Source organism: Microbacterium sp. oral taxon 186 str. F0373, from assembly GCF_000411455.1.
Taxonomy (GTDB): domain Bacteria; phylum Actinomycetota; class Actinomycetes; order Actinomycetales; family Microbacteriaceae; genus Microbacterium.
In genome coordinates, this window is the sequence record NZ_KE150457.1 from 671,865 (window position 1) to 690,271 (window position 18,407).

An 18,407-nucleotide genomic window follows, 5' to 3' on the forward strand; every position below is an offset into this window, starting at 1 on the left:
ACTGCCGCACGGGGAGGTGACACCTGGACGCGCCACGAAAAGGGGTTGCCGTTTCCGCGACTACCCCGTGGCCCGAACGATCGTCGCCTCGGCGACAGATCCGTAGCCACTGAGGATGACGGTCCGGTCGTCGTCGACCACGATCGCGTCGCCCTCCTCGAGCTCTTCGCCGCGGTATCGCAGTGTCGGGCACAGCGCGACGACGACGACCACCTCCTGGCCGGCGCGACGGCGCAGCGTGCGGGCGCCGGTCACGTAGCTCCGCACGAGCTGGCCCCCGCCGAACGCGCGGTCGACCATGAGGTTGAGGTCACGCGCTCCCGGCGCGTCCTCGACCGAGGCGACCTCAGCCTCACCCCGGAAGGCGACGACGTCGAACTGCGAGACGTGGCGCGCCGCTCCGGACAGGCGGAGGTGGATGCCGGCGGGCGTGAGCGGCATCAGCAGTCGGTCGATGCCATCGAATCGTGAGAAGGGCGCGGCCCTGTCGACGGTTGCGATGCTCACCCGCCAGGCGATGCGATCTCCATCCCCGTCGCCGATACGGCCGGCTCGGGCTGCGGCGACCTCCTCGGTGACGCCCGCACCGTTGCGCCAGGCGACGGGGGTGCGATCGCGCCGGCGTCGCAGGATCACGGAGCCGGGACCACGGCGTGCCCGCCGCGCCAGACGGCCGCGGGCAGCGGCACGCCGGGGCGGTAGGCGAGGTGGGCGATCGAGGGCGCGTCGAGCATCTGCAGGTCGGCGCGAGAACCGGGCGCGATGACGCCGACGGCGTCATCGCCTTCGTCTCGGCCGACGACGCGCGCGGCGCCCCGGGTCGCGGCGAACACGGCCTCCTCGATCGTGAGGTGCATCTGCAGTACGGCCGTCGCGACGCACAGTGCCATCGAGGTCGTGAACGACGTGCCGGGGTTGCAGTTGGTGGCGAGCGCGATGCGGCCCCCGGCGTCGAGGAGTTGCCGGGCGGGTCCGAACGGCTCGCGTGTCGACAGGTCGCACACTGGCAGGAACGTCGCAACGGTTTCGGAGCCGGCGAGAGCGTCGATGTCGGCGGCGTCGAGGTGGTTGCAGTGGTCGACGCTCGCGGCGTCCAGCTCGACGGCGAGCGCGACGCCGCCGCTGCGGCCGAGCTGGTTGCCGTGCACGCGCAGCGCGAGTCCCGCGGCGGCGCCCGCGCGCAGGATCTCCCGCGACTCGTCGACGGTGAACGCGCCGGTCTCGCAGAAGACGTCGATCGCGTCGACGTAGGGGCGGACGGCGGCGAGCATCGGCCCCGTGACGAGGTCGATGTAGTCGCGGCGGTCGACGCCCGCCGGAATGATGTGCGCGCCGAGGTAGGTGACGGTGTCGGCGACCCGCGCGCCGATGCGAGCGCTCATGACCTCGGCGTCGACGTCGAGACCGTATCCGGTCTTCGTCTCGAGGTAGGTCGTGCCCTGCCGCTCCGCCTCACGTCGCAGCGAGACGGCGCGCGCGAACAGCTCATCCGCCGTCGCGGCGCGGGTCGCGTCGACGGTGGAGGTGATGCCGCCCGCGACGTACGGCGCGCCCGCCATCCGGGCCTCGAACTCCGCCCCACGGTCGCCGGCGAAGACGATGTGGGTGTGCGTGTCGACCCACCCGGGAAGCACGGCGCGGCCGCCGGCGTCGGTGCAGGTGTCGGCCGCTGGGGCGGATGCCGCGAATCCGACCCACGCGATGCGACCGCCGTCGATCACGACGGCGGCATCCGTGAGGCGCCCGTACTCGCCGCTGTGGGTGGTCAGCTCGCCGATGCCGGTGATGAGCTCGCTCATGAGAACCTCCGGAGTGCGTCGTGCAGCAGCTGGGCGGGGCTGGTGCCGTCGGCGAGGCGCCCGCGCGAGGCGACGGTGTGCCCGCCGACGATGACGCGACGTGCGTCGGCAGCGGTCGCGGTGAGCATGAGCTCGGTGGGGTGCGACCCGAGCGTGCGCGCCGACGCGGCGTCGATCTCGACCAGGTCGCACGGCCCGCCGGGCTGCAGCGGCGCGATCTGCCAGCCGAGCGACCGGTAACCGTCAGCGGTGGCCGCACGCAGGATCTCGGCGGGGGCGAACCGGCCGCGCGCTCCGTGCGCGAGCCGCTCGTGCATCTCGAGGCCCCGGGTCTCGAGGAACGGGTCGACGACGGCGTTCTGATCCGACCCCACGGCGAGGCGCGCGCCGGCACTCAGCAGCTCGCGCGCCGGTCCGATCCCGTCGCCGAGGTCGGCTTCGGTGGTGGGGCACATGACGATGGATGCCCCGGCCTGTCCGAGCAGCGCGATGTCGCCGCCGGTGAGGTGGGTGGCGTGTACGGCGGTGGCGCGTGCCGACAGCACGCCGGCCTCGCTCAGCAGCTCGGTGGGCGTGAGACCATACGCGGCGACGCAGTCGGCGTTCTCCTGCGGCTGCTCCGACAGATGGACGTGGAGGGGCACATCGGCGGTGAGCCCGGCGGCGATCTGCGCGATCGCGTCGCGCGGCACCGCCCGCACCGAGTGGACCGCGGCCCCGAGCCGGGCGCCGTGGCCGACGCGGTCGCGCAGCTCGTGCCAGCGATCGAGGTAGGCGCCTGCGGACCCGTCGCTGAAGCGCTCCTGCTTCGGCGCGAGCGGACGGTCAATGCCGCCGGTGAGGTAGGCGGTGTCGAGGAGGGTGAGCCGGATGCCGACGCTCTCGGCGGCGGCCGCAACCGCTCGCTCCATCTCGTGAGGATAGGGGGTGCCGTCTTGCCGGTGGTGCACGTAGTGGAACTCCCCGACGGCGGTGTAGCCGGAGGTGACCATCTCGGCGAAGACGGCGCGCGCGAGCTCGAAGTAGCTGTCGGGATCGAGCCGTGCCGCCGCTGCGTACATGCTTTCGCGCCAGCGCCAGAAGTCGCCGCCGTGCGCGTGCGTGCGGCCGCGCAGCACGCGGTGGAAGGCGTGCGAGTGCGCGTTCGCGACCCCGGGGATCACGGTACCGAGGATGATGTCGTCGCCGCGCGGAGCGACGTCCGACGCGACGGCGGTGACGAAGCCGCCGGCGTGGGTGAACCGCACGCGCTCGCGGACACCGTCGGCGTCGACGACCCGGTCGCACCAGATGCTCACTGCAGCTCCTCCAGCACCGTGACGAGCGCGTCGATGCCGACGAGGCAGTCCTCGGCCTCCGCGAACTCGGCGGGGGCGTGCGAGATGCCGGTGGGGTTGCGGACGAAGACCATCGCCGTCGGCACCGTGCCCGCGAGGACCCCGGCGTCGTGCCCGGCGCCCGTCGGCAGCACCGGCACGTCACCCAGCGCCGTGCGCAGCCGCTCGCGCACGCTCTCATCGAAGCGGACGGCGCCGCTCCACGACTGCTCGGCGAACTCGGATGCCCCGACACGGCGCGCGATGTCGGCGACGAGGTCGCGCACGTCGGCGTCCTCCTCGGCGCGCGCGTCGAGGCTCAGCTCCACGCGCGACGCGATGACGTTCGTCCCGCCCGGCACCGCGCTCACGCGGCCCACGGTCGCACGCGCGTCGCCCGCGGCGAGCGCCGCCTGCTCGATCTCGAGCACGGCGCGGGCTGCGGCGACCATCGGGTCGTTGCGGTCGCCCATCGCGGTCGCGCCGGCATGGTTCCCCTGCCCGCGGAAGGTCAGCATCCATCGCCCGTGCGCGAAGATCGAGCTCGCGACGGCGACCGGGCTGCCCAGCTCGATGAGCCCGCGCCCCTGCTCGACGTGCACCTCGACGAAGACGCCGATGCGGCCGAGCGCCTCACCGTCGCGCCCGATCTGCCGCGCGTCGAATCCGACGCGCTCGGCCGCCTCGGCGAAGCTCACGCCGTCTTCGTCGCGGAGCGCCCGCGCCCGGTCGGGGGCGAGCTCGCCGGTCATCAGCCGAGAGCCCATGCACGCGATGCCGAACCTGGAGCCCTCCTCCTCCGCGAACGCGACGACGGCCAGCGGACGGGTGAGCCGACTGCCGGCGGCCTGCAGTCGCGCGACGGCATCGAGGGCGACGACGATGCCGAGTGGCCCGTCGAACTCGCCGCCGCCGGGCACACTGTCGAGGTGGCTGCCGGTGACGACCGCGTCGGGTCCGGGTTCACCGAGCCACGCCCAGATGTTGCCATTGCGGTCGTGCTCGACGGAGAGCCCCAGCGCCTCGGCACGCTGGACGAACCAGGCGCGCATCTGCAGGTCGGGCTCCTGCCAGAGGTGGCGCGAGTATCCGCCGCGCACGGGATCGACGCCGATGCCGGTGAGCTCGTGCAGCCCCGTCAGCCGGCCGCCCGTCACCAGGCTCGAGGTCATCCCTGCTCCCACATCGGCACGCGCAGGCCGCGCTCGCGGGCCACTTCGGCGGCGCGCTCGTAGCCCGCGTCGACGTGCCGCATGACGCCCGTGCCGGGGTCGTTGGTGAGCACGCGCTCGATCTTCTCCGCCGCCAGCGGTGTGCCGTCGGCGACCACGACCTGGCCGGCGTGGATGCTGCGGCCGATGCCGACGCCGCCGCCGTGGTGGAGGGACACCCAGGTCGCGCCGCTCGCGGTGTTGAGGAGGGCGTTCAGCAGGGGCCAGTCGGCGATGGCATCCGAGCCGTCCGCCATCGCCTCGGTCTCGCGGTACGGCGAGGCGACCGAGCCGGAGTCGAGGTGGTCGCGGCCGATCGCGACGGGGGCGGACAGCTCGCCGGAGGCGACCATCTCGTTGAACTTCAGGCCGGCGAGGTGGCGCTCCTTGTAGCCGAGCCAGCAGATGCGTGCGGGGAGACCCTCGAAGTGCACCTTCTCGCCGGCGGCGGTGATCCAGCGGCGGAGCTTCTCGTCGTTCGGGAAGAGCTCGAGGATCGCCTTGTCGGTCGCGGCGATGTCGGCCGGGTCACCCGAGAGCGCCGCCCAGCGGAAGGGGCCGAGGCCCTCCGCGAAGAGAGGACGGATGTAGGCCGGGACGAAGCCGGGGAACGCGAACGCGCGGTCGTAGCCGCCGAGCTCGGCCTCACGGCGGATGGAGTTGCCGTAGTCGAACACCTCGGCGCCGGCATCCTGGAACTCGACCATCGCCTTCACATGGGCGGCCATCGAAGCGCGCGACAGGCGGGTGAACTCCTCGGGGTCGTCGGCGGCGGCGCGCTGCCAGTCCTCGAGGGAGACCTCGACGGGCAGGTAGCTGAGTGGGTCGTGCGCGCTGGTTTGGTCGGTGACGATATCGACGGCGACGCCGCGCGCGAGGATCTCCGGGAAGATGGTCGCGGCGTTGCCGACGAGGCCGACCGACAGCGGGCGCCGCTCGGCCTTGGCGGCGAGCACGCGCTCGATCGCGTCGTCGAGGTCGTCGGTCATCTCGTCGAGGTAGCCGTGCTCGACGCGGCGGCGCAGGCGGCCGGGGTCGACGTCGACGATGAGGACGGCGCCCTCGTTGAGGGTGACGGCGAGCGGCTGCGCGCCGCCCATGCCGCCGGCGCCGCCGGTGAGGGTTAGGGTGCCGGCGAGCGTCCCACCGAAGCGCTTCGTCGCGACCGCGGCGAACGTCTCGAACGTGCCCTGCAAGATGCCCTGCGTCCCGATGTAGATCCACGACCCGGCCGTCATCTGTCCGTACATCGTGAGGCCGAGGGCCTCGAGGCGGCGGAACTCTGGCCACGTGGCCCAGTCTCCGACGAGGTTCGAATTGGCGATGAGTACGCGCGGCGCCCACTCGTGGGTACGGAAGACGCCGACGGGCTTGCCGGACTGCACGAGCAGCGTCTCGTCCGACTCGAGCGTCTCGAGAGTGCGGACGATCGCGTCGTACGCCTCCCAGTTGCGCGCGGCACGTCCGGTGCCACCGTAGACGACGAGATCCTCGGGGCGCTCGGCGACCTCGGGATCGAGGTTGTTCATGAGCATCCGCAGCGGGCCCTCGGTCTGCCAGCTCTTCGCGGTGAGCCGGTTGCCTCGGGCGGCGCGGATGGTGCGGGTCTCAGATCCGGAAGTCGTCATGCAGACAGTGAACCCGCTTCGCGCCGCTTCATGTCGGGATGCCGTGGGGTTATCGTCTCATATATGGGACAGAGTCCGCCGTCCGCCGTGCCCGCCGCCCGACAGGCGCTGCGCGTGCTCAGCCATCTCGGCGCGCAGCGGGGGCCCGTGCCCGCTTCGGCCGTCGCCCGCGACCTCGGCATTCCCCGCTCCGCGTGCTACCGCATCCTCACCGCCCTGGTCGATCACGGCTATGCCATCCACTACCCCGAGGACCGCCGCTACGGCCTCGGCTACGCGGCCTACGAGCTGAGTTCCGGGTTCAGCCGGCAGGCGCCCCTGTCGCGCCTGGGCGCCCCGATCCTCGCCGCCCTCGTGGACCACGTCGGCGAGACGGCGCATCTCGGGGTGCTCGATGGCACCGACGTCATCTATCTGCTCGAGCAGCGGGCGCCGCACCGGCCGGTGCTCATCACCGACGTCGGCGTGCGCCTTCCCGCCCATCAGACCGCGACGGGCAGGTCGCTGCTCGCGTGCCTGCCCGCGACACAGCTGCGGGCCCTCTACGTGGAGGATCCCGTCTACCGCCGCAGCGCGCGCCCGTTCCGGGACCTGCCGCACCTGCGGCGCACCCTCGGTGAGGTCACCAGGGCGGGCTTCGCCGCCGAGAGCGGCGAGGTCAGCGACGGGTTCGCGTCGGTCGCCGTCGCGATCCGTGACCGCAACGGCTGGCCCGCGGCGAGCCTGGCGGTCACCTTCCCGCACGGCAACGTGCCGGAAGAATCCTGGCCCGACCTCGCGCAGCGCATCGAGCGGTTCGCGAGCGAGCTCGGCCGCCGGCTCAGCGGCGCCGCCCCCGCGCGGTAGCGGGCGCTCAGGCCGACTGCGGGATGCCGACGGTGCGATGCGCGTGGCGCACGAGGTAGTCGTTCAGGGCGAAGGATGCCGCCACCGCGCGGACCGCGTCGCGCTCGATGATCGACGTGAGGATCTCTGTGTGCGCACGGGCGCCTGCGGCGATCTCATCCTGCTCGTCGTCGATGTTGACGAGCCAGAAGCGGCGCGAGAGGGTCTGCAGCGGCGTCATCGCGTCGACGAGGAACTCGTTGTGGGTCGCCTTCGAAATGAGCTGATGCGTCTGCTTCACCGAATCGGCGTAGCCCTCGAGCGTGAATTCGGCCGCCTGCAGGTAGGCGAGCATCTTCCCCATCGCGTCGCGCTCGACCTTCTTCGCGCGGACGCACGCGAGTTCGACGGCGAGGGCCTCGAGGGGGCGACGGATCTCGAGCAGCCGCAGCTGCGACTCGACCGTGATCTCCGGGACGAACACGCCGCGGTTCGGGTGGATCTGCACGACGCGGTCGCGGGCGAGGCGCTGCAGCGCCTCGCGGACCGGGGTGCGACCGAGGCCGGTGGCTTCCATGAGCGACGCCTCGGACACGAGGGTCGCCGACGAGATCTGCTGCGAAGTGATCATGTCCTCGATGGCGTCGTACGCCTGATCGGCGAGACTTTTCTGTGCCACGGTCACCATCCTTCACTCGCCCCCCGGGCGGATTCCAGATTTTACAGGGCCGTAACAACAACCCTCTGGCATACGACCGGTATATCGGTAGTGTGGCGCCCACGCGGCTCACGGTGAGCCGCCGATTTGAGGAGGAACCACATGTCGACCGACGCGCAGTTGCACGCGGGTGAGGCCATCGAGCATCGCACCATCGACTGGATCCCCCCGACAGAGCGCCACGGGAGGCCGGGGTCGCTCTTCTTCGTATGGTTCGCCGCGAACACGTCCATCACCGCCCTCGTGACGGGCGCCCTGTTCGTGATCCTCGGCAACTCGCCGCTGTGGTCTATCCCGGCGATCATCATCGGCAACGTGCTCGGCGGTTGGGTGACGGCGCTGCACTCCGCGCAGGGTCCCAAGCTGGGAGTGCCACAGATGATCCAGAGCCGTGCGCAGTTCGGTTACTATGGCGCGATCCTGCCGCTGGTGCTCGCCCTGTTCATCTACCTGGGCTTCTATGCGACCGGTCTCGTGCTCGGCGGGCAGGCGCTCGGATCGCTCCTGAACGTCGACCCGAAGGTGGGCGCCGCCATCTTCGCCGTCTTCTCCACCGTGCTCGCGATCATCGGATACCGCTGGATCCACCGGGTCTCGCACTTCGCGACGGTCCTGAGCGGTGTCGTGTTCATCGTGCTGCTGTTCGTCATCCTCGCCGCTCCGGATGCCGCGGCTACGATCGGCAGCGGGGAGTTCGCGCTCGCGCCGTTCATCCTCGGCATCTCGCTCTCGGCGTCGTGGCAGCTCACCTTCGGCCCCTACATCGCCGACTACAGCCGCTACCTGCCGGAGTCGACGCCGCAGCGCGCCACGATCGGGTGGACCTTCCTCGGGAGCGTCCTCGGCGCCTCCCTCGCGATGAGCATCGGCGCGCTGGCCGCCGCGGTGGGCGGCGCCGCGTTCTCCGATAATCAGGTGCTGTATCTGGCCGGCCTCCTCGGCGGGTTCGGCTGGATCGTGTCGCTCACGGTCGTCATCGGCAAGCTCGTCGGCAACACGCTGAGCTCGTATGGCGGGTTCATGTCGCTCGCGACGATCGTGACGGCCCTCGGCCGGAAGGACGTCGTGACCGCGCGCTCCCGCGCCGTGTACGTCGTGATCATCTCGGCGATCGCCTACGCGATCGCGGCGCTCGCGACCGACAACTTCCTCGGGAACTTCACGAACTTCCTGCTGTTCCTGCTGTACTTCATCACGCCGTGGTCGGCGATCAACCTCGTCGACTTCTACCTGATCCGCCACAAGGAGTACGACATCGCGGCGCTGTTCGATCCGAACGGCCCCTACGGCAAGGTCAACGGTCTCGCGTTCATCGCGTACTTCGCCGGCATCCTCGTGCAGATCCCGTTCATGAACAGCTCCCTGTACGTGGGCCCGATCGCCAACCTGTTCGGCGGCGCGGAAGTCGCGTGGCTCATCGGCCTCGTCGTCTCCGGCGTCATCTTCTACTGGTTCAGCCCGGCCCGCCGCGGCTCGCTCGCGACGCGCACCCGCTGAGCCGACCCCTCCCCATCAGAAAGCACCGCACCATGAAGTTCGATCCGGCTCGCGAGAAGAGCCCCACCCCGCATTCACCCTTCAAGGGACTGACCGTCCCGCGTCCGATCGGCTGGCTCTCGAGCGTCAGCAGCGAGGGCGTGGAGAACCTGGCCCCCTACAGCCAGTGGCAAAACCTCACCTTCGACCCCCCGATGGTGATGTTCGCGGCGAACCAGTACCCCGACGGACGTCGCAAGGACACCGTCATCAATGCCGAGGAGACCGGCTGGTTCGTCTGGAACATGGCTACCTGGGCGCTGCGCGACGCCGTCAACATCAGCGCGATGGCGCTGCCGCCGGAGGTCAACGAGTTCGACCACGCCGGCGTCACCCGCCGCGCCGCCGATCTGTCGGCAGCACCCATGGTCGCCGAGAGCCCCTTCCACTTCGAGTGCAAGTACCTCTCGACGCACCGCCTCAAAGGCAACTCGACGGTGGGCACGATCGACGTCGTCTATGCGACGGTCGAACGCATCCACATGGACGAGAACTCCCTGACCCCCGACGGCCGCGTCGACATCGCCAAGGTGCGCCCGATCGCCCGGATGGGCTACTTCGACTACACCGTCGTCGACTCGACGTTCGAGATGCGCGTCCCCGGCGCGGACTCGGACGCCCAGGCCGGCCTCGGCGGCGAGCCCATGGGCTTCTCCGCCGAAGGCTGACTCGCGGATCCGCCGGCTCTCCGCCGCGCGCCGGCCCCCACCGGCGTTTCCTCTGGATACCCTGCGGCACCTCAGGGGAGTAGGTGGATCCTCTCCGCGACGCCCGCGTGCGCTCCCCCAGCGCCCGCGGGCGTCGTGCTGCGCCCACGGAAGCCGGCGAGGGGAACTGGTGCGTCGGTGCCACGTTCGACGGGTTTGACCGAGAGACTCAATGCCTCCGTCTCGCCCGATCCTCGGAGCGCAAATCGCTGGGCAACAACGCGACGCCGCGCGCAGCGACTCCGAAAGACGGCCAGTGAGTTCTTCGGTCTGCGCTCCGGCAGCGGCGCGACCACTCTCGTCGACACGCGCCTGCGGAACCGTTCGCAGCTTGCGGGGTTCGCGAAACGCGACGACCTCGCCGTCTTCCTCGGTGGGGCATTGTCGTGGGAGCAGTACGCCGTCGAGTGCGTGCGGCTCTTGGAAGCTCGTCGCGTCGAAGAGGCGCTCGGCCGGGCCGAGCTGACAGACGCGGTGCTCCTGTGCAACAGCGCTCCGTAATGCAGCTGCATTCCCGCGGCGCAGATCGCACTCCCGGCAATCGCCCCCAGCCACCCCGGAAGGAGAAGGTAGACGAGCATCGCGATCGCTCGGTGCAACTGGCCGGTGCCGATCACCCCACGCGGACCAGCCCGGTCCACAAGCGTCCCGGCGAGCGCGGGGAACAGCAGTCCGACGACGGCCCCGATGCCCAACGCAAGGCCCGCGTCCGCGACCGACAACCCGCGAACCTGAATGAGGAACAGCGCTGCAACGGGCAGGTACATGCCGGCACCTGCGCTGTCGAGGGCGACGAGCGCACGGCCCTCGGGGTTCCCCTTCGCCGCGAACGGCCGCGTCTCCGCGAGCATCCGCAACGCCCGCTCACGCATCTCCGGCGAATACTTCCTGTTCATCGAGTTCCATCCTTGCTTGAAGAACGGAACGAAAGTCAGGCCGATTCAAGTTGCGTAATAGCTGACGAATCCGGAGGAGGGGGTGCCGTGCGCGACGAACTCCTGATCGAGAGCCTTGAAGGCGCGCTGAATCTTGTCGACGAGTTTCTACTACCCGATCCGCTCGCGGCGGCGAAATCTGTGACGAGCTTGAACGCCATCTTGGCGCCCTCGACATTCGTCGCGAAGTCGGGCAGATCGATGTGGGACCACCAGTGCTCCTCACCGGGAGTTTTCCGGTGGCGACCTCGTCGAGCAGTCTGATCGCGCCGGTGGAGATCGCTGCGATGTCCTGCGCGTTCAGCGCGTACACCAGCTCGGCGGAGTGGACGTAGTCGTATAGCTGCATGATGTCGACGAGAAGCTGAACCATGCTGGACACGTTGCGTCTCTTAGAGCAATCTCAGAGATAAGACGGGAGGGTGAGTGCCGGAGGATGAAGATGGCCGACAACCGACCCCGCCTACTGCTAGCCGAAGACGACCCTCAGCTCGGGCCGCTCATGGTCCGCGTGCTGCAGGAGGTCTACGACGTCACCCTGGCCACAGACGGTGCGGAAGCGCTTACCCTCGCCCAAGAGAGTGGGTTCGATGTGCTTATTGTCGATCGCCGGCTTCCTCACATCGATGGGGTGACGATCATCGAAACTCTGCGCCGTAACGAGGTGCTGACCCCCGCTCTTATCTTGACTGCGCTTGGGACGGTCCAGGATAAGGTGCGCGGTCTCGATGCCGGCGCCAATGACTACCTGGTAAAGCCGTTTGAGTTCGAGGAACTATTCGCGCGGCTTCGCGCAATCCGACGCGTCAGCGCGGGCGAGGGGCCGCTCCTGCGTATCGGTCCTTGGGAGTTCTATCCCGACTCGCGCGCCGTGTACTCCCCGTATGACGGGCGCATTATCCTCACCGAACGAGAATCGGACCTGCTGCGATTGTTTGCCTTGCACCCACAGAGGACATTCACGCGCTCTGAGGTCTTGCACACAGTTTTCGACGCAACCGACACGCCCGGCACCGTCGACACCTACGTTCATTACCTTCGCCGCAAGACAGATCAGGCGATCGTCACGACTGTGCGCGGGCGCGGGTACCGGCTGGGACAGCTATGAATAGGCGCCTGGCGCGACGCGAAAGTGCGGATGCGCTGATCGTCCGACGCGCGGCCATTCGAGTCGGATTATGGTTCACCATCGCCACGTCAGTTCTGGTGATCGCTGTCATGATCGCGGCGGTCGTCTACGTTTTTCGGCAGATCCCTTTCGGCGATCTCTTGTCGAGAAACCGGCACGACGAGACCGTCGACGTCGGCGGGCTGGACATCATCGTCGGGGGAGTCACCCTCGGTTCGTTGGCCATCGTCCTCGCGGGCACACTGGGCCTTCTCGCCACTCGACGAGCCGTTGCCCCGCTGGTGGACGCGTTGAGCAGACAGCGACGCTTCGTCGCGGATGCGTCGCATGAGCTTCGCACCCCCCTCACAATTCTTGACGGTCGCATACAGCTGCTTGCACGGAGCATGCCGCTCGATGACCCTCACCGCGAGCTCGTCGCGGAACTTCGAGGCGACTCTCTCAACGTGATCAACGTCGTCAACGACCTCCTAGCTTCTGTCGATGTAACCTCGACAGGCGTCGCCTCACCCGAGCCCGTAGCGCCCACAATCAGAGATGCCGTCGCTTCTATGAGCCTGGTCGCCGGCGAGCGGGGAGTCCGCATCCATGCTGACCCCATCCCCGGAAACCGAGTCGCCGCGATCCCTCCCGTCAGCCTCCATCGTGCTCTGGTCGCCGTTATAGACAACGCTGTGAAACACTCTCCTGCTGGCGAAGTCGTGCTTGTCTCTACGTCAGAAAGCAGGACCGAAACGCGGATCACAGTGCGCGACCACGGCCCCGGTATTCGCGGCATAGACCCGGAGCGGATCTTCGACCGCTTCGCGCGTTCCTCTCATGCCGTTGACGGCGGCGGGTCGTCTCGTCAGGGCTTCGGCATCGGCCTCAGTCTCGTTCACGACACCCTCGGCAGATTCGGCGGGACGGTTGATGTGAGCGAAACCTCAAACGATGGCACCGCCATCACCATGGCGATCCCCCACGGACGGAAGAAACGTGTGTTCGGTAGAAACCGAGGTAGATCAGTAGGATAGGTACCCCCACGAACTCTCTGGCGGCCAACAGCAGCGCGTAGCTTTAGCCCGCGCGCTGGCGGTGCGATCACGCTCCATCATGCTCGACGAGCCCTTCAGCGCCGTCGATGCGAACCTGAGGGCGGACGCTCGCCACAACGTGATTGCCGCGCTCGAAAGCGTTGGCGCCACAGCAATCCTCGTCACTCACGATCAGCAGGAGGCGCTCGGATTCGGTGGACTGTTGGGAGTGCTCGACCGCGGGGCTCTGCTCCAATTCGCCACACCGGAGGAGATCTACGACTACCCGGTCTCCGCCCGTGTCGCATCGCTTCTCGGCGAGGCCTACTTCCTCGATGCCGTCTCGGATGGACACGTTGCTCGGACCGCATACGGGACGATCGGCTTGCGCACAAGCGGCGATATCACTTCACCGAGCGGCACGTGCCGGCTGCTGTTGCGCGAAGGACAGGTCCTCGTTTCGGCAGAGGGGATTCCTAATGCCCACGTTCTCAGAGCCGTTGATGAAGGACATTGGACGCGTCTCAGTATCCGGCCATTGGGTTCCAATGTTCCTTCACACAACGTCCGAGTGCCCCGTCTGCCCGGCGCCGGGGCCCGCGACGGCGACAGGCTTCGGGTGGAGCTACGTGGGACGGGATACGTCCCACCCCAGACGTAGTTGTTGTTCGAGCAGTGGAGAACTGCTCCTTAGTGAGGCAGCGGTGCGCTGATCCCTGATCCGCGGAGCGCGCCGCCCATCCTGACCGCTTTAGCTATGGTCAAGTTCGGGATGTAACAGCGGGCGATTGCGACGGCCGCCGCCGGTAGAACAGCATTGTCGGGGTAGACGAGCCATAAGGAGACGAACTCGGGCTGGAACTTCCGCTTGAAACTATGCAGTGATCGAAACCCATAACCGGGTTCGATCATTTCACCCAAACTGGCGAGCAGGCGAGCCAGCGGGACCGCTGCGTCCGTCTTATCAACGACAGTCGCAAGGGGGCTGCCCGAAAGACTGAGCCTCGACAAGTTCTCGTTCCTCAAGGCGTCGATCGCCGCGCCGATGGTGAACTCCATCACACCATTCATGGCGTCGGGTCTACGCCGCATCAGATCCAGCGTGTACCCGTCGATGGCACCGCCTAGCGCGTAGGTGGGCAGCCAGCTTGTGATGGCGTGGATCCGACCATTCTCATCGGTGGCAATCATCAAGCGCACAGCGGGATCGACCAGTTGGTCGACCCCGCCGAGGGTGAACTCCATCTCCGGCAAACCTTGTTCGGCAACCCAGACCTCCGAGATCTCTCGAATTTGGGTGTGCTCGGCAAAACTTAGTCGATCCCAGCTCGTCCATCGGGCTGAGAGGTTTTCGCGGCGCGCCCGATTGGTCGCCGTACGCACGTCCTGCCGTTTCTTGCCGGCACTCGTCCAGGTTAACGGGTTCAAGATGGCTTCCTCCGCTACGGGGAGGCGCTGCCACCCGAGCTCCGCGAGGGAGACGGAGGCACATTCGTTGACGCTGTAGAAAACCGGCGTCCATCCGTTGCCGCCGCAGAACTCGACGAACTCTCGCGCAACTTCCGTCCGCGCTGAATCGGGGCCGATTGCTGCCCCCAGGGTGACGGCGACCGCCCCACGCAACCGGTACGCAAATGCGGCGTCCAGAGTAGAAGAAAACCAGTAGGAGTTGCCCGACCACGTCGCCATATAGGAGAGGTTGTCTCCACCCCCACGCCGCACAAGCGCCCTGATGCGTGCACGATCGGCTACTCCCGCGACGGCGCCGGGCGAGAGTACGAGGCGGGCGGTGGCAATGACGACGGTCATCCAGAACACGACCGAAGGTAGATACCACGCTGCTTGCGCTGCGTCGGTGTAGGGGACGAATGTGAGGGCATCAGAGGGAAACAGTGTCGGGGGAATCAGTCGCAGCGGCGCCTCGGTAATGATCGTGGCGATGGGCGGCGACGGGAGATACCCCTCTCGCGCAACTATCGTTCCCGCGCAGCACAGGGCTACCCCGACCCCGGCGCCGCCGGCCAAGGCGACCGCGAAGGTTCTTCGAGCAGGAGCGGTCGAGGAGGCACGGGCGTCTCTGCGGAAGGTGAGTAGGGCGATCAGTACGATCAGCGGAACAGCAGCACCGACAACTAAACCAACGAGTGTCTGCCAGACGTATTCCTGCGTTTCTGTGTCTCGTGCCTGGGCAAGGAGGGCAAGCGTGTCAGGCTGAATGGCTGCGAGCAGCCAGATCATGCCGCCGAACAGGGCAGCATTGAGTATGACCAGGATCCAGAGAGCATCGCGTCGGCCCCGGAGAAGACCGACGGCGGCGAGGATCGCCACGATAATGGGAAGGAGTGCGATGGCTCCCGCGGCCGGCTGAAGGTCTGTGGACGAACTGTATGCAGCTGGGCAGGGAGCAGCCATCGAGCCGAAGGCACAGACCTGACCGTCGACCACCGATATGGGGTCTGAGGACAAGAACCCGTAGATGGACAAGAGCCCAGCTCCGCTGCCGCCGAACGTCGCCACGGCAGGACCGATCGAAGTTACGAGGACCAGGGCAGCCAGGAGAACACGCTTTTCGTGGTGAGAGCTGCGGACAACCCTCACCGGTCGGCGCTTACCACCGAACGCGTAGCCCAGACCGAGGCCGATCGGAACAGCGACGAGCGAGAAGAGATCGTTCGAGCTGCCGGCATAGAGATAGAGGGTCGCGGCGACCACTGTCGTGAGTAGGCGCACCCGCCGGCGCCACAAGGCGCTCATAAATGAGCTCGCCGCCATGGCGGTGCATATCAGCGGTGCGAGAGGAGACAATGTGTCTAACGTCGCCGCATTCAGGGGAACCAACTCGAGGTACTGCTCCTCGAGGAACCCAATCCCGAATCCAGCAACTCCTGACAACACCCCGCCGAGGAGGTAGACAACGAGACTCCTCACACTGCCCATCCTCTTCTCGCAAAGTCCCATGACCAGCAGTAGAAGGGGGATCAAGAGGGTCAGGGCGAGCGGGTCAGAGATGGAGAAGAGCGACGACAGCGAACTCCACCAGCGATCGAGGTCGAACCCGGCGGGACCCGACACGGCCTGCGGCTCGAGTCTCATCTCCGAGTTCATCGCCCCGCCAACAGTGAAGGCGCTCACGAGGACGGCGAGAAAGACCGTTGTGGGATGCCGGCTCATCCAGTTCCGGCTCCAGGCCAGAAACCGCCGTAGCTTCAGCACAGCCCCCCCGCCCGACTGTCGACGACTGAACATGCTGCTGCCTGTGGCGAGCAAACCGGTTCGTACATCAACGCAGGAACGGTGTATCACCTCGCAAGCGTATGGCTTTTTCGCTAAGACGGTCCTGAGGGTAGGCAACGTGGGGGGCGGTCATCCACCACCCCAGACCTCGCAGGCCGAGTGTTTCTTCGAGGATTCTTTGAGGCGATCGGGCACGATCCTGTCATGGCACAAAACTCCGAGCATGCGATAAACACGGCGACGAGGAAGTGGCCAGGGCTGCCCTGGGAGTTCTCACTGACCGTCGCGGTATGCCTCGCTGGCATGATTGGTGTTCTTCTGTGGGGACTGGTGGTTTCGCGAGACAAGAACGAGCTCGGGTTCGACATCTGGCTGAACGGAGCACAGGCACCCTTTATGGACGCATGGGGCGAGTTCGCCGCGTTCGCCGTGGGAGCGCCGATGGCGATCGCCATCGGAGTCGCGTTCGCAGGACTTGCCGGATGGCGTTACCGGAGTCTGGCGGTGGGCCTCGGCGCGGGACTCGCGGTTGCTCTGAGTTGGTTGTCGAGCGCCCTCATCAAAGCCCTTGTTGCTCGGCCCCGTCCCGACTGGAGCGCGATCACCCACCATGTGGGACCGATAGAGGTGGATGCCAGTTTTCCCAGTGGGCATGTGACCTTCATCTCCGCACTGTCTACCGTGGTGGTTTTGCTGCTCTGGACCAGCCGTTATCGATGGGGGGCGGTTGCGCTTGGCGGCACGGCGACCCTCATCATCGCGATCGGCCGTGTGTATGTAGGGGCGCACTACCCGAGCGACGTGATAGCCGCGGTTGTGTACGGGTTCTTCGCAGCGACCCTCGCGTACGCCGTTATCGGACGGTTGTTGAGCGTGGGAGACATTCAACAGAGAATTGACCGGCTCTTTCCCGCACCATTTCGATCAGAGAGAAGTGCCAGCTGATGGTCGCCACAGCGATTCCGCTGCTGGACGCATCCGGCTGGTTGCATGCGTTCGGGCCTTGGGTCTTGGTGGGCATCGCCGTGGTGGTGTTCATCGAGTCAGGCGTGCTCTTCCCCTTCCTGCCGGGCGATTCTCTCCTGATCACGGCCGCGATCCTGGCCCCCCAGTTAGGTATCAGTGCGTGGCAGGTTGTCATCGTTGCCGCGGTAGCTGCCGTCGCGGGGGACCAGGTCGGGTACTGGTTGGGCAGAAGATTTGGCAGGCGCTTGTTCCGGCCGGATGCTCGAGTGCTCACCATCGAGCGTCTCGAAAGCGCGCACGCGTTCTTCGTGAGATACGGCGGGCCATCTCTCGTACTGGGCCGTTTTGTCCCGTTCGTCCGGACGTACGTTCCCCTTGCCGCTGGAATCGCCGATATGCGCTACCGGAGGTTCTTCTTCTGGAATGTGCTAGGTGGAATCGGATGGGTCGTGAGCATGGTCTTGTTGGGTGTTCTTCTGGGGGGGATACCGTTCATCGCGAACAACATCGATGTTCTGATGGTCACGATCGTCCTCATCTCTGTTCTACCCATCGTTGTAAGTGCGCTACGCCGCCGCCGTGCCGCACGCAGAGCATCCGAATCCATGCCGGTTCCCCCATCGGGGGACCCCCAAGGGAGCTAGAGGCGTCTCCCGCAGGACTACCTAGCCGTGCAACCCATCCCATAGGGCGTCTGAACGTCGGACGTCGGATCTCTCGAGAATCGGGCCCGCCATCATCAATGAGCTTTCGCATGGACCAAATGGATGACATTATGTTCGATCCCGAGGATGCGCACCGCCACGATGAGGTCGCCACCCGCCTCGCGTTCTATGCAGCTCGGGTCTGCCCCGAGTTTGGTTGACATCTGAACTGTGAGGATTCGTCCTTGTCATGTCTCAGGACATCGGTGACGGATCGGCATCAAGAGATCGGTGACGCTTCGGGGTTGTTCGGTGGTGACACTTCTCGGGCACATCTGTGAGGGATGAGCCCGGTTCAGCCCGTCGATCCCCGTGTCCGTCTCGCTATCGCTCAGTGGCCACCCGACGCGCCGCGTGGAGCGGTGAGTACGTTCTGCGCCGAGCACTCCATCTCGCGGAAGACGTTCTACGCGATCCGCAAATGCGCGCTTGTGGAGGGTCAAGCGGCGGCGCTCGAACCGCGCTCTCGGCGCCCGAAGTCGAGTCCCACGACAATCGCCGACGACGTGAAGAGGCAAGCCGTCGCGGTGCGCGCCGCGCTCGAAGCGTCTGGTCTGGACCACGGACCGATCAGCGTGCACGACAAAATGGCTCTTCGCAGTTGAGGGTGTAGCCCGGGACCGCCGGCTGGTTCGCGGATGGGCGTCGAGGTCTTCCAGGATGGAAGTTCTCACGCTCACCAT

15 protein-coding genes and 2 pseudogenes are annotated in these 18,407 nt (G+C 67.2%); 10 read left to right on the forward strand and 7 right to left on the reverse strand.

The window, feature by feature from the left end; all coding sequences use genetic code 11:
• Positions 1-60: 60 nt before the first annotated feature.
• The 5 genes from HMPREF1529_RS03085 to hutU are packed head-to-tail and all read right to left on the reverse strand — an operon-like array spanning position 61 to position 5,954.
• Positions 61-636, reverse strand: a complete 576-nt coding sequence (locus HMPREF1529_RS03085) for a HutD/Ves family protein (protein WP_016463649.1) — start codon at positions 634-636, stop codon at positions 61-63.
• On the reverse strand, positions 633-1,799 hold the full coding sequence (gene hutI, locus HMPREF1529_RS03090; RefSeq protein ID WP_016463650.1) for an imidazolonepropionase: 1,167 nt from the start codon (positions 1,797-1,799) through the stop codon (positions 633-635). The genes HMPREF1529_RS03085 and hutI overlap by 4 nt, the downstream gene beginning before the upstream one ends.
• The gene (locus tag HMPREF1529_RS03095; RefSeq protein WP_016463651.1) at positions 1,796-3,097 is read right to left on the reverse strand and encodes a formimidoylglutamate deiminase; all 1,302 of its coding nucleotides are present in this window, start codon (positions 3,095-3,097) and stop codon (positions 1,796-1,798) included. Before HMPREF1529_RS03095 ends, hutI begins: the two co-directional genes overlap by 4 nt.
• Positions 3,094-4,287, reverse strand: coding sequence for an allantoate amidohydrolase (locus HMPREF1529_RS03100; protein ID WP_016463652.1), 1,194 nt, complete (start codon positions 4,285-4,287; stop codon positions 3,094-3,096). Before HMPREF1529_RS03100 ends, HMPREF1529_RS03095 begins: the two co-directional genes overlap by 4 nt.
• Positions 4,284-5,954, reverse strand: a complete 1,671-nt coding sequence (gene hutU / locus HMPREF1529_RS03105) for a urocanate hydratase (RefSeq protein WP_016463653.1) — start codon at positions 5,952-5,954, stop codon at positions 4,284-4,286. The genes HMPREF1529_RS03100 and hutU overlap by 4 nt, the downstream gene beginning before the upstream one ends.
• 63 nt (positions 5,955-6,017) lie before the next feature.
• Between hutU and HMPREF1529_RS03110 the strand changes: the two genes are divergently transcribed.
• Positions 6,018-6,800 (forward strand): IclR family transcriptional regulator, encoded by a 783-nt coding sequence (locus HMPREF1529_RS03110; RefSeq protein ID WP_036282664.1) that lies wholly within the window; start codon positions 6,018-6,020, stop codon positions 6,798-6,800.
• A gap of 7 nt (positions 6,801-6,807) precedes the next feature.
• Here HMPREF1529_RS03110 and HMPREF1529_RS03115 read toward each other — a convergent pair whose 3' ends face one another.
• Entirely contained in the window at positions 6,808-7,458 is a 651-nt protein-coding gene (locus HMPREF1529_RS03115) for a GntR family transcriptional regulator (protein ID WP_016463655.1), read from the reverse strand.
• 141 nt (positions 7,459-7,599) lie between these two features.
• Here HMPREF1529_RS03115 and HMPREF1529_RS03120 point away from each other — a divergent pair, with 141 nt between their 5' ends.
• The 6 genes and pseudogenes from HMPREF1529_RS03120 to HMPREF1529_RS15505 all read left to right on the forward strand — a co-directional run.
• Positions 7,600-8,994, forward strand: coding sequence for a purine-cytosine permease family protein (locus HMPREF1529_RS03120; RefSeq protein WP_016463656.1), 1,395 nt, complete (start codon positions 7,600-7,602; stop codon positions 8,992-8,994).
• A gap of 32 nt (positions 8,995-9,026) precedes the next feature.
• Complete coding sequence (locus tag HMPREF1529_RS03125) at positions 9,027-9,701, forward strand: flavin reductase family protein (RefSeq protein ID WP_016463657.1); 675 nt, start codon at positions 9,027-9,029, stop codon at positions 9,699-9,701.
• 195 nt (positions 9,702-9,896) lie between these two features.
• A complete protein-coding gene (locus tag HMPREF1529_RS15800; protein ID WP_232212036.1) occupies positions 9,897-10,241 on the forward strand; it encodes a DUF488 domain-containing protein in 345 nt (114 codons plus the stop codon).
• Positions 10,242-11,117: 876 nt separating this feature from the next.
• Entirely contained in the window at positions 11,118-11,783 is a 666-nt protein-coding gene (locus HMPREF1529_RS03135) for a response regulator transcription factor (RefSeq protein ID WP_016463659.1), read from the forward strand.
• Between the two features lie 110 nt (positions 11,784-11,893).
• Positions 11,894-12,820 (forward strand): sensor histidine kinase, encoded by a 927-nt coding sequence (locus HMPREF1529_RS15500; RefSeq protein ID WP_232212037.1) that lies wholly within the window; start codon positions 11,894-11,896, stop codon positions 12,818-12,820.
• Positions 12,821-12,830: 10 nt separating this feature from the next.
• Positions 12,831-13,481: pseudogene (locus HMPREF1529_RS15505) on the forward strand (ATP-binding cassette domain-containing protein); the annotation flags it as partial.
• Positions 13,482-13,510: 29 nt separating this feature from the next.
• Here HMPREF1529_RS15505 and HMPREF1529_RS03150 read toward each other — a convergent pair.
• Positions 13,511-15,991, reverse strand: a complete 2,481-nt coding sequence (locus HMPREF1529_RS03150) for a bifunctional lysylphosphatidylglycerol flippase/synthetase MprF (protein ID WP_016463662.1) — start codon at positions 15,989-15,991, stop codon at positions 13,511-13,513.
• A 267-nt stretch (positions 15,992-16,258) separates the two neighbouring features.
• On the opposite strand from HMPREF1529_RS03150, the gene HMPREF1529_RS15320 reads away from it, so the two are divergent.
• From HMPREF1529_RS15320 to HMPREF1529_RS03165, 3 genes and pseudogenes are all read left to right on the forward strand, one after another.
• Positions 16,259-16,999: a phosphatase PAP2 family protein gene (locus tag HMPREF1529_RS15320; RefSeq protein ID WP_016463663.1), complete on the forward strand. Its 741-nt coding sequence runs from the start codon at positions 16,259-16,261 to the stop codon at positions 16,997-16,999.
• On the forward strand, positions 16,999-17,664 hold the full coding sequence (locus HMPREF1529_RS03160; RefSeq protein ID WP_016463664.1) for a DedA family protein: 666 nt from the start codon (positions 16,999-17,001) through the stop codon (positions 17,662-17,664). The genes HMPREF1529_RS15320 and HMPREF1529_RS03160 overlap by 1 nt, the downstream gene beginning before the upstream one ends.
• Positions 17,665-18,008: 344 nt before the next feature.
• A pseudogene (locus tag HMPREF1529_RS03165) lies at positions 18,009-18,314 on the forward strand (IS481 family transposase); the annotation flags it as partial.
• Positions 18,315-18,407 lie beyond the last annotated feature (93 nt).

What these genes read in the sequence shown, in the direction of transcription:
- hutU (WP_016463653.1), bottom strand. Translation starts at nt 5,954, where the DNA reads ATGACGACTTCCGGATCTGAGACCCGCACCATCCGCGCCGCCCGAGGC.
- HMPREF1529_RS03135 (WP_016463659.1), top strand. Translation starts at nt 11,118, where the DNA reads ATGGCCGACAACCGACCCCGCCTACTGCTAGCCGAAGACGACCCTCAG.
- HMPREF1529_RS03150 (WP_016463662.1), bottom strand. Translation starts at nt 15,991, where the DNA reads ATGAGCCGGCATCCCACAACGGTCTTTCTCGCCGTCCTCGTGAGCGCC.
- HMPREF1529_RS15320 (WP_016463663.1), top strand. Translation starts at nt 16,259, where the DNA reads ATGGCACAAAACTCCGAGCATGCGATAAACACGGCGACGAGGAAGTGG.
- HMPREF1529_RS03125 (WP_016463657.1), top strand. Translation starts at nt 9,027, where the DNA reads ATGAAGTTCGATCCGGCTCGCGAGAAGAGCCCCACCCCGCATTCACCC.
- HMPREF1529_RS03120 (WP_016463656.1), top strand. Translation starts at nt 7,600, where the DNA reads ATGTCGACCGACGCGCAGTTGCACGCGGGTGAGGCCATCGAGCATCGC.
- HMPREF1529_RS03110 (WP_036282664.1), top strand. Translation starts at nt 6,018, where the DNA reads ATGGGACAGAGTCCGCCGTCCGCCGTGCCCGCCGCCCGACAGGCGCTG.
- HMPREF1529_RS15500 (WP_232212037.1), top strand. Translation starts at nt 11,894, where the DNA reads ATGATCGCGGCGGTCGTCTACGTTTTTCGGCAGATCCCTTTCGGCGAT.
- HMPREF1529_RS03100 (WP_016463652.1), bottom strand. Translation starts at nt 4,287, where the DNA reads ATGACCTCGAGCCTGGTGACGGGCGGCCGGCTGACGGGGCTGCACGAG.
- hutI (WP_016463650.1), bottom strand. Translation starts at nt 1,799, where the DNA reads ATGAGCGAGCTCATCACCGGCATCGGCGAGCTGACCACCCACAGCGGC.
- HMPREF1529_RS03160 (WP_016463664.1), top strand. Translation starts at nt 16,999, where the DNA reads ATGGTCGCCACAGCGATTCCGCTGCTGGACGCATCCGGCTGGTTGCAT.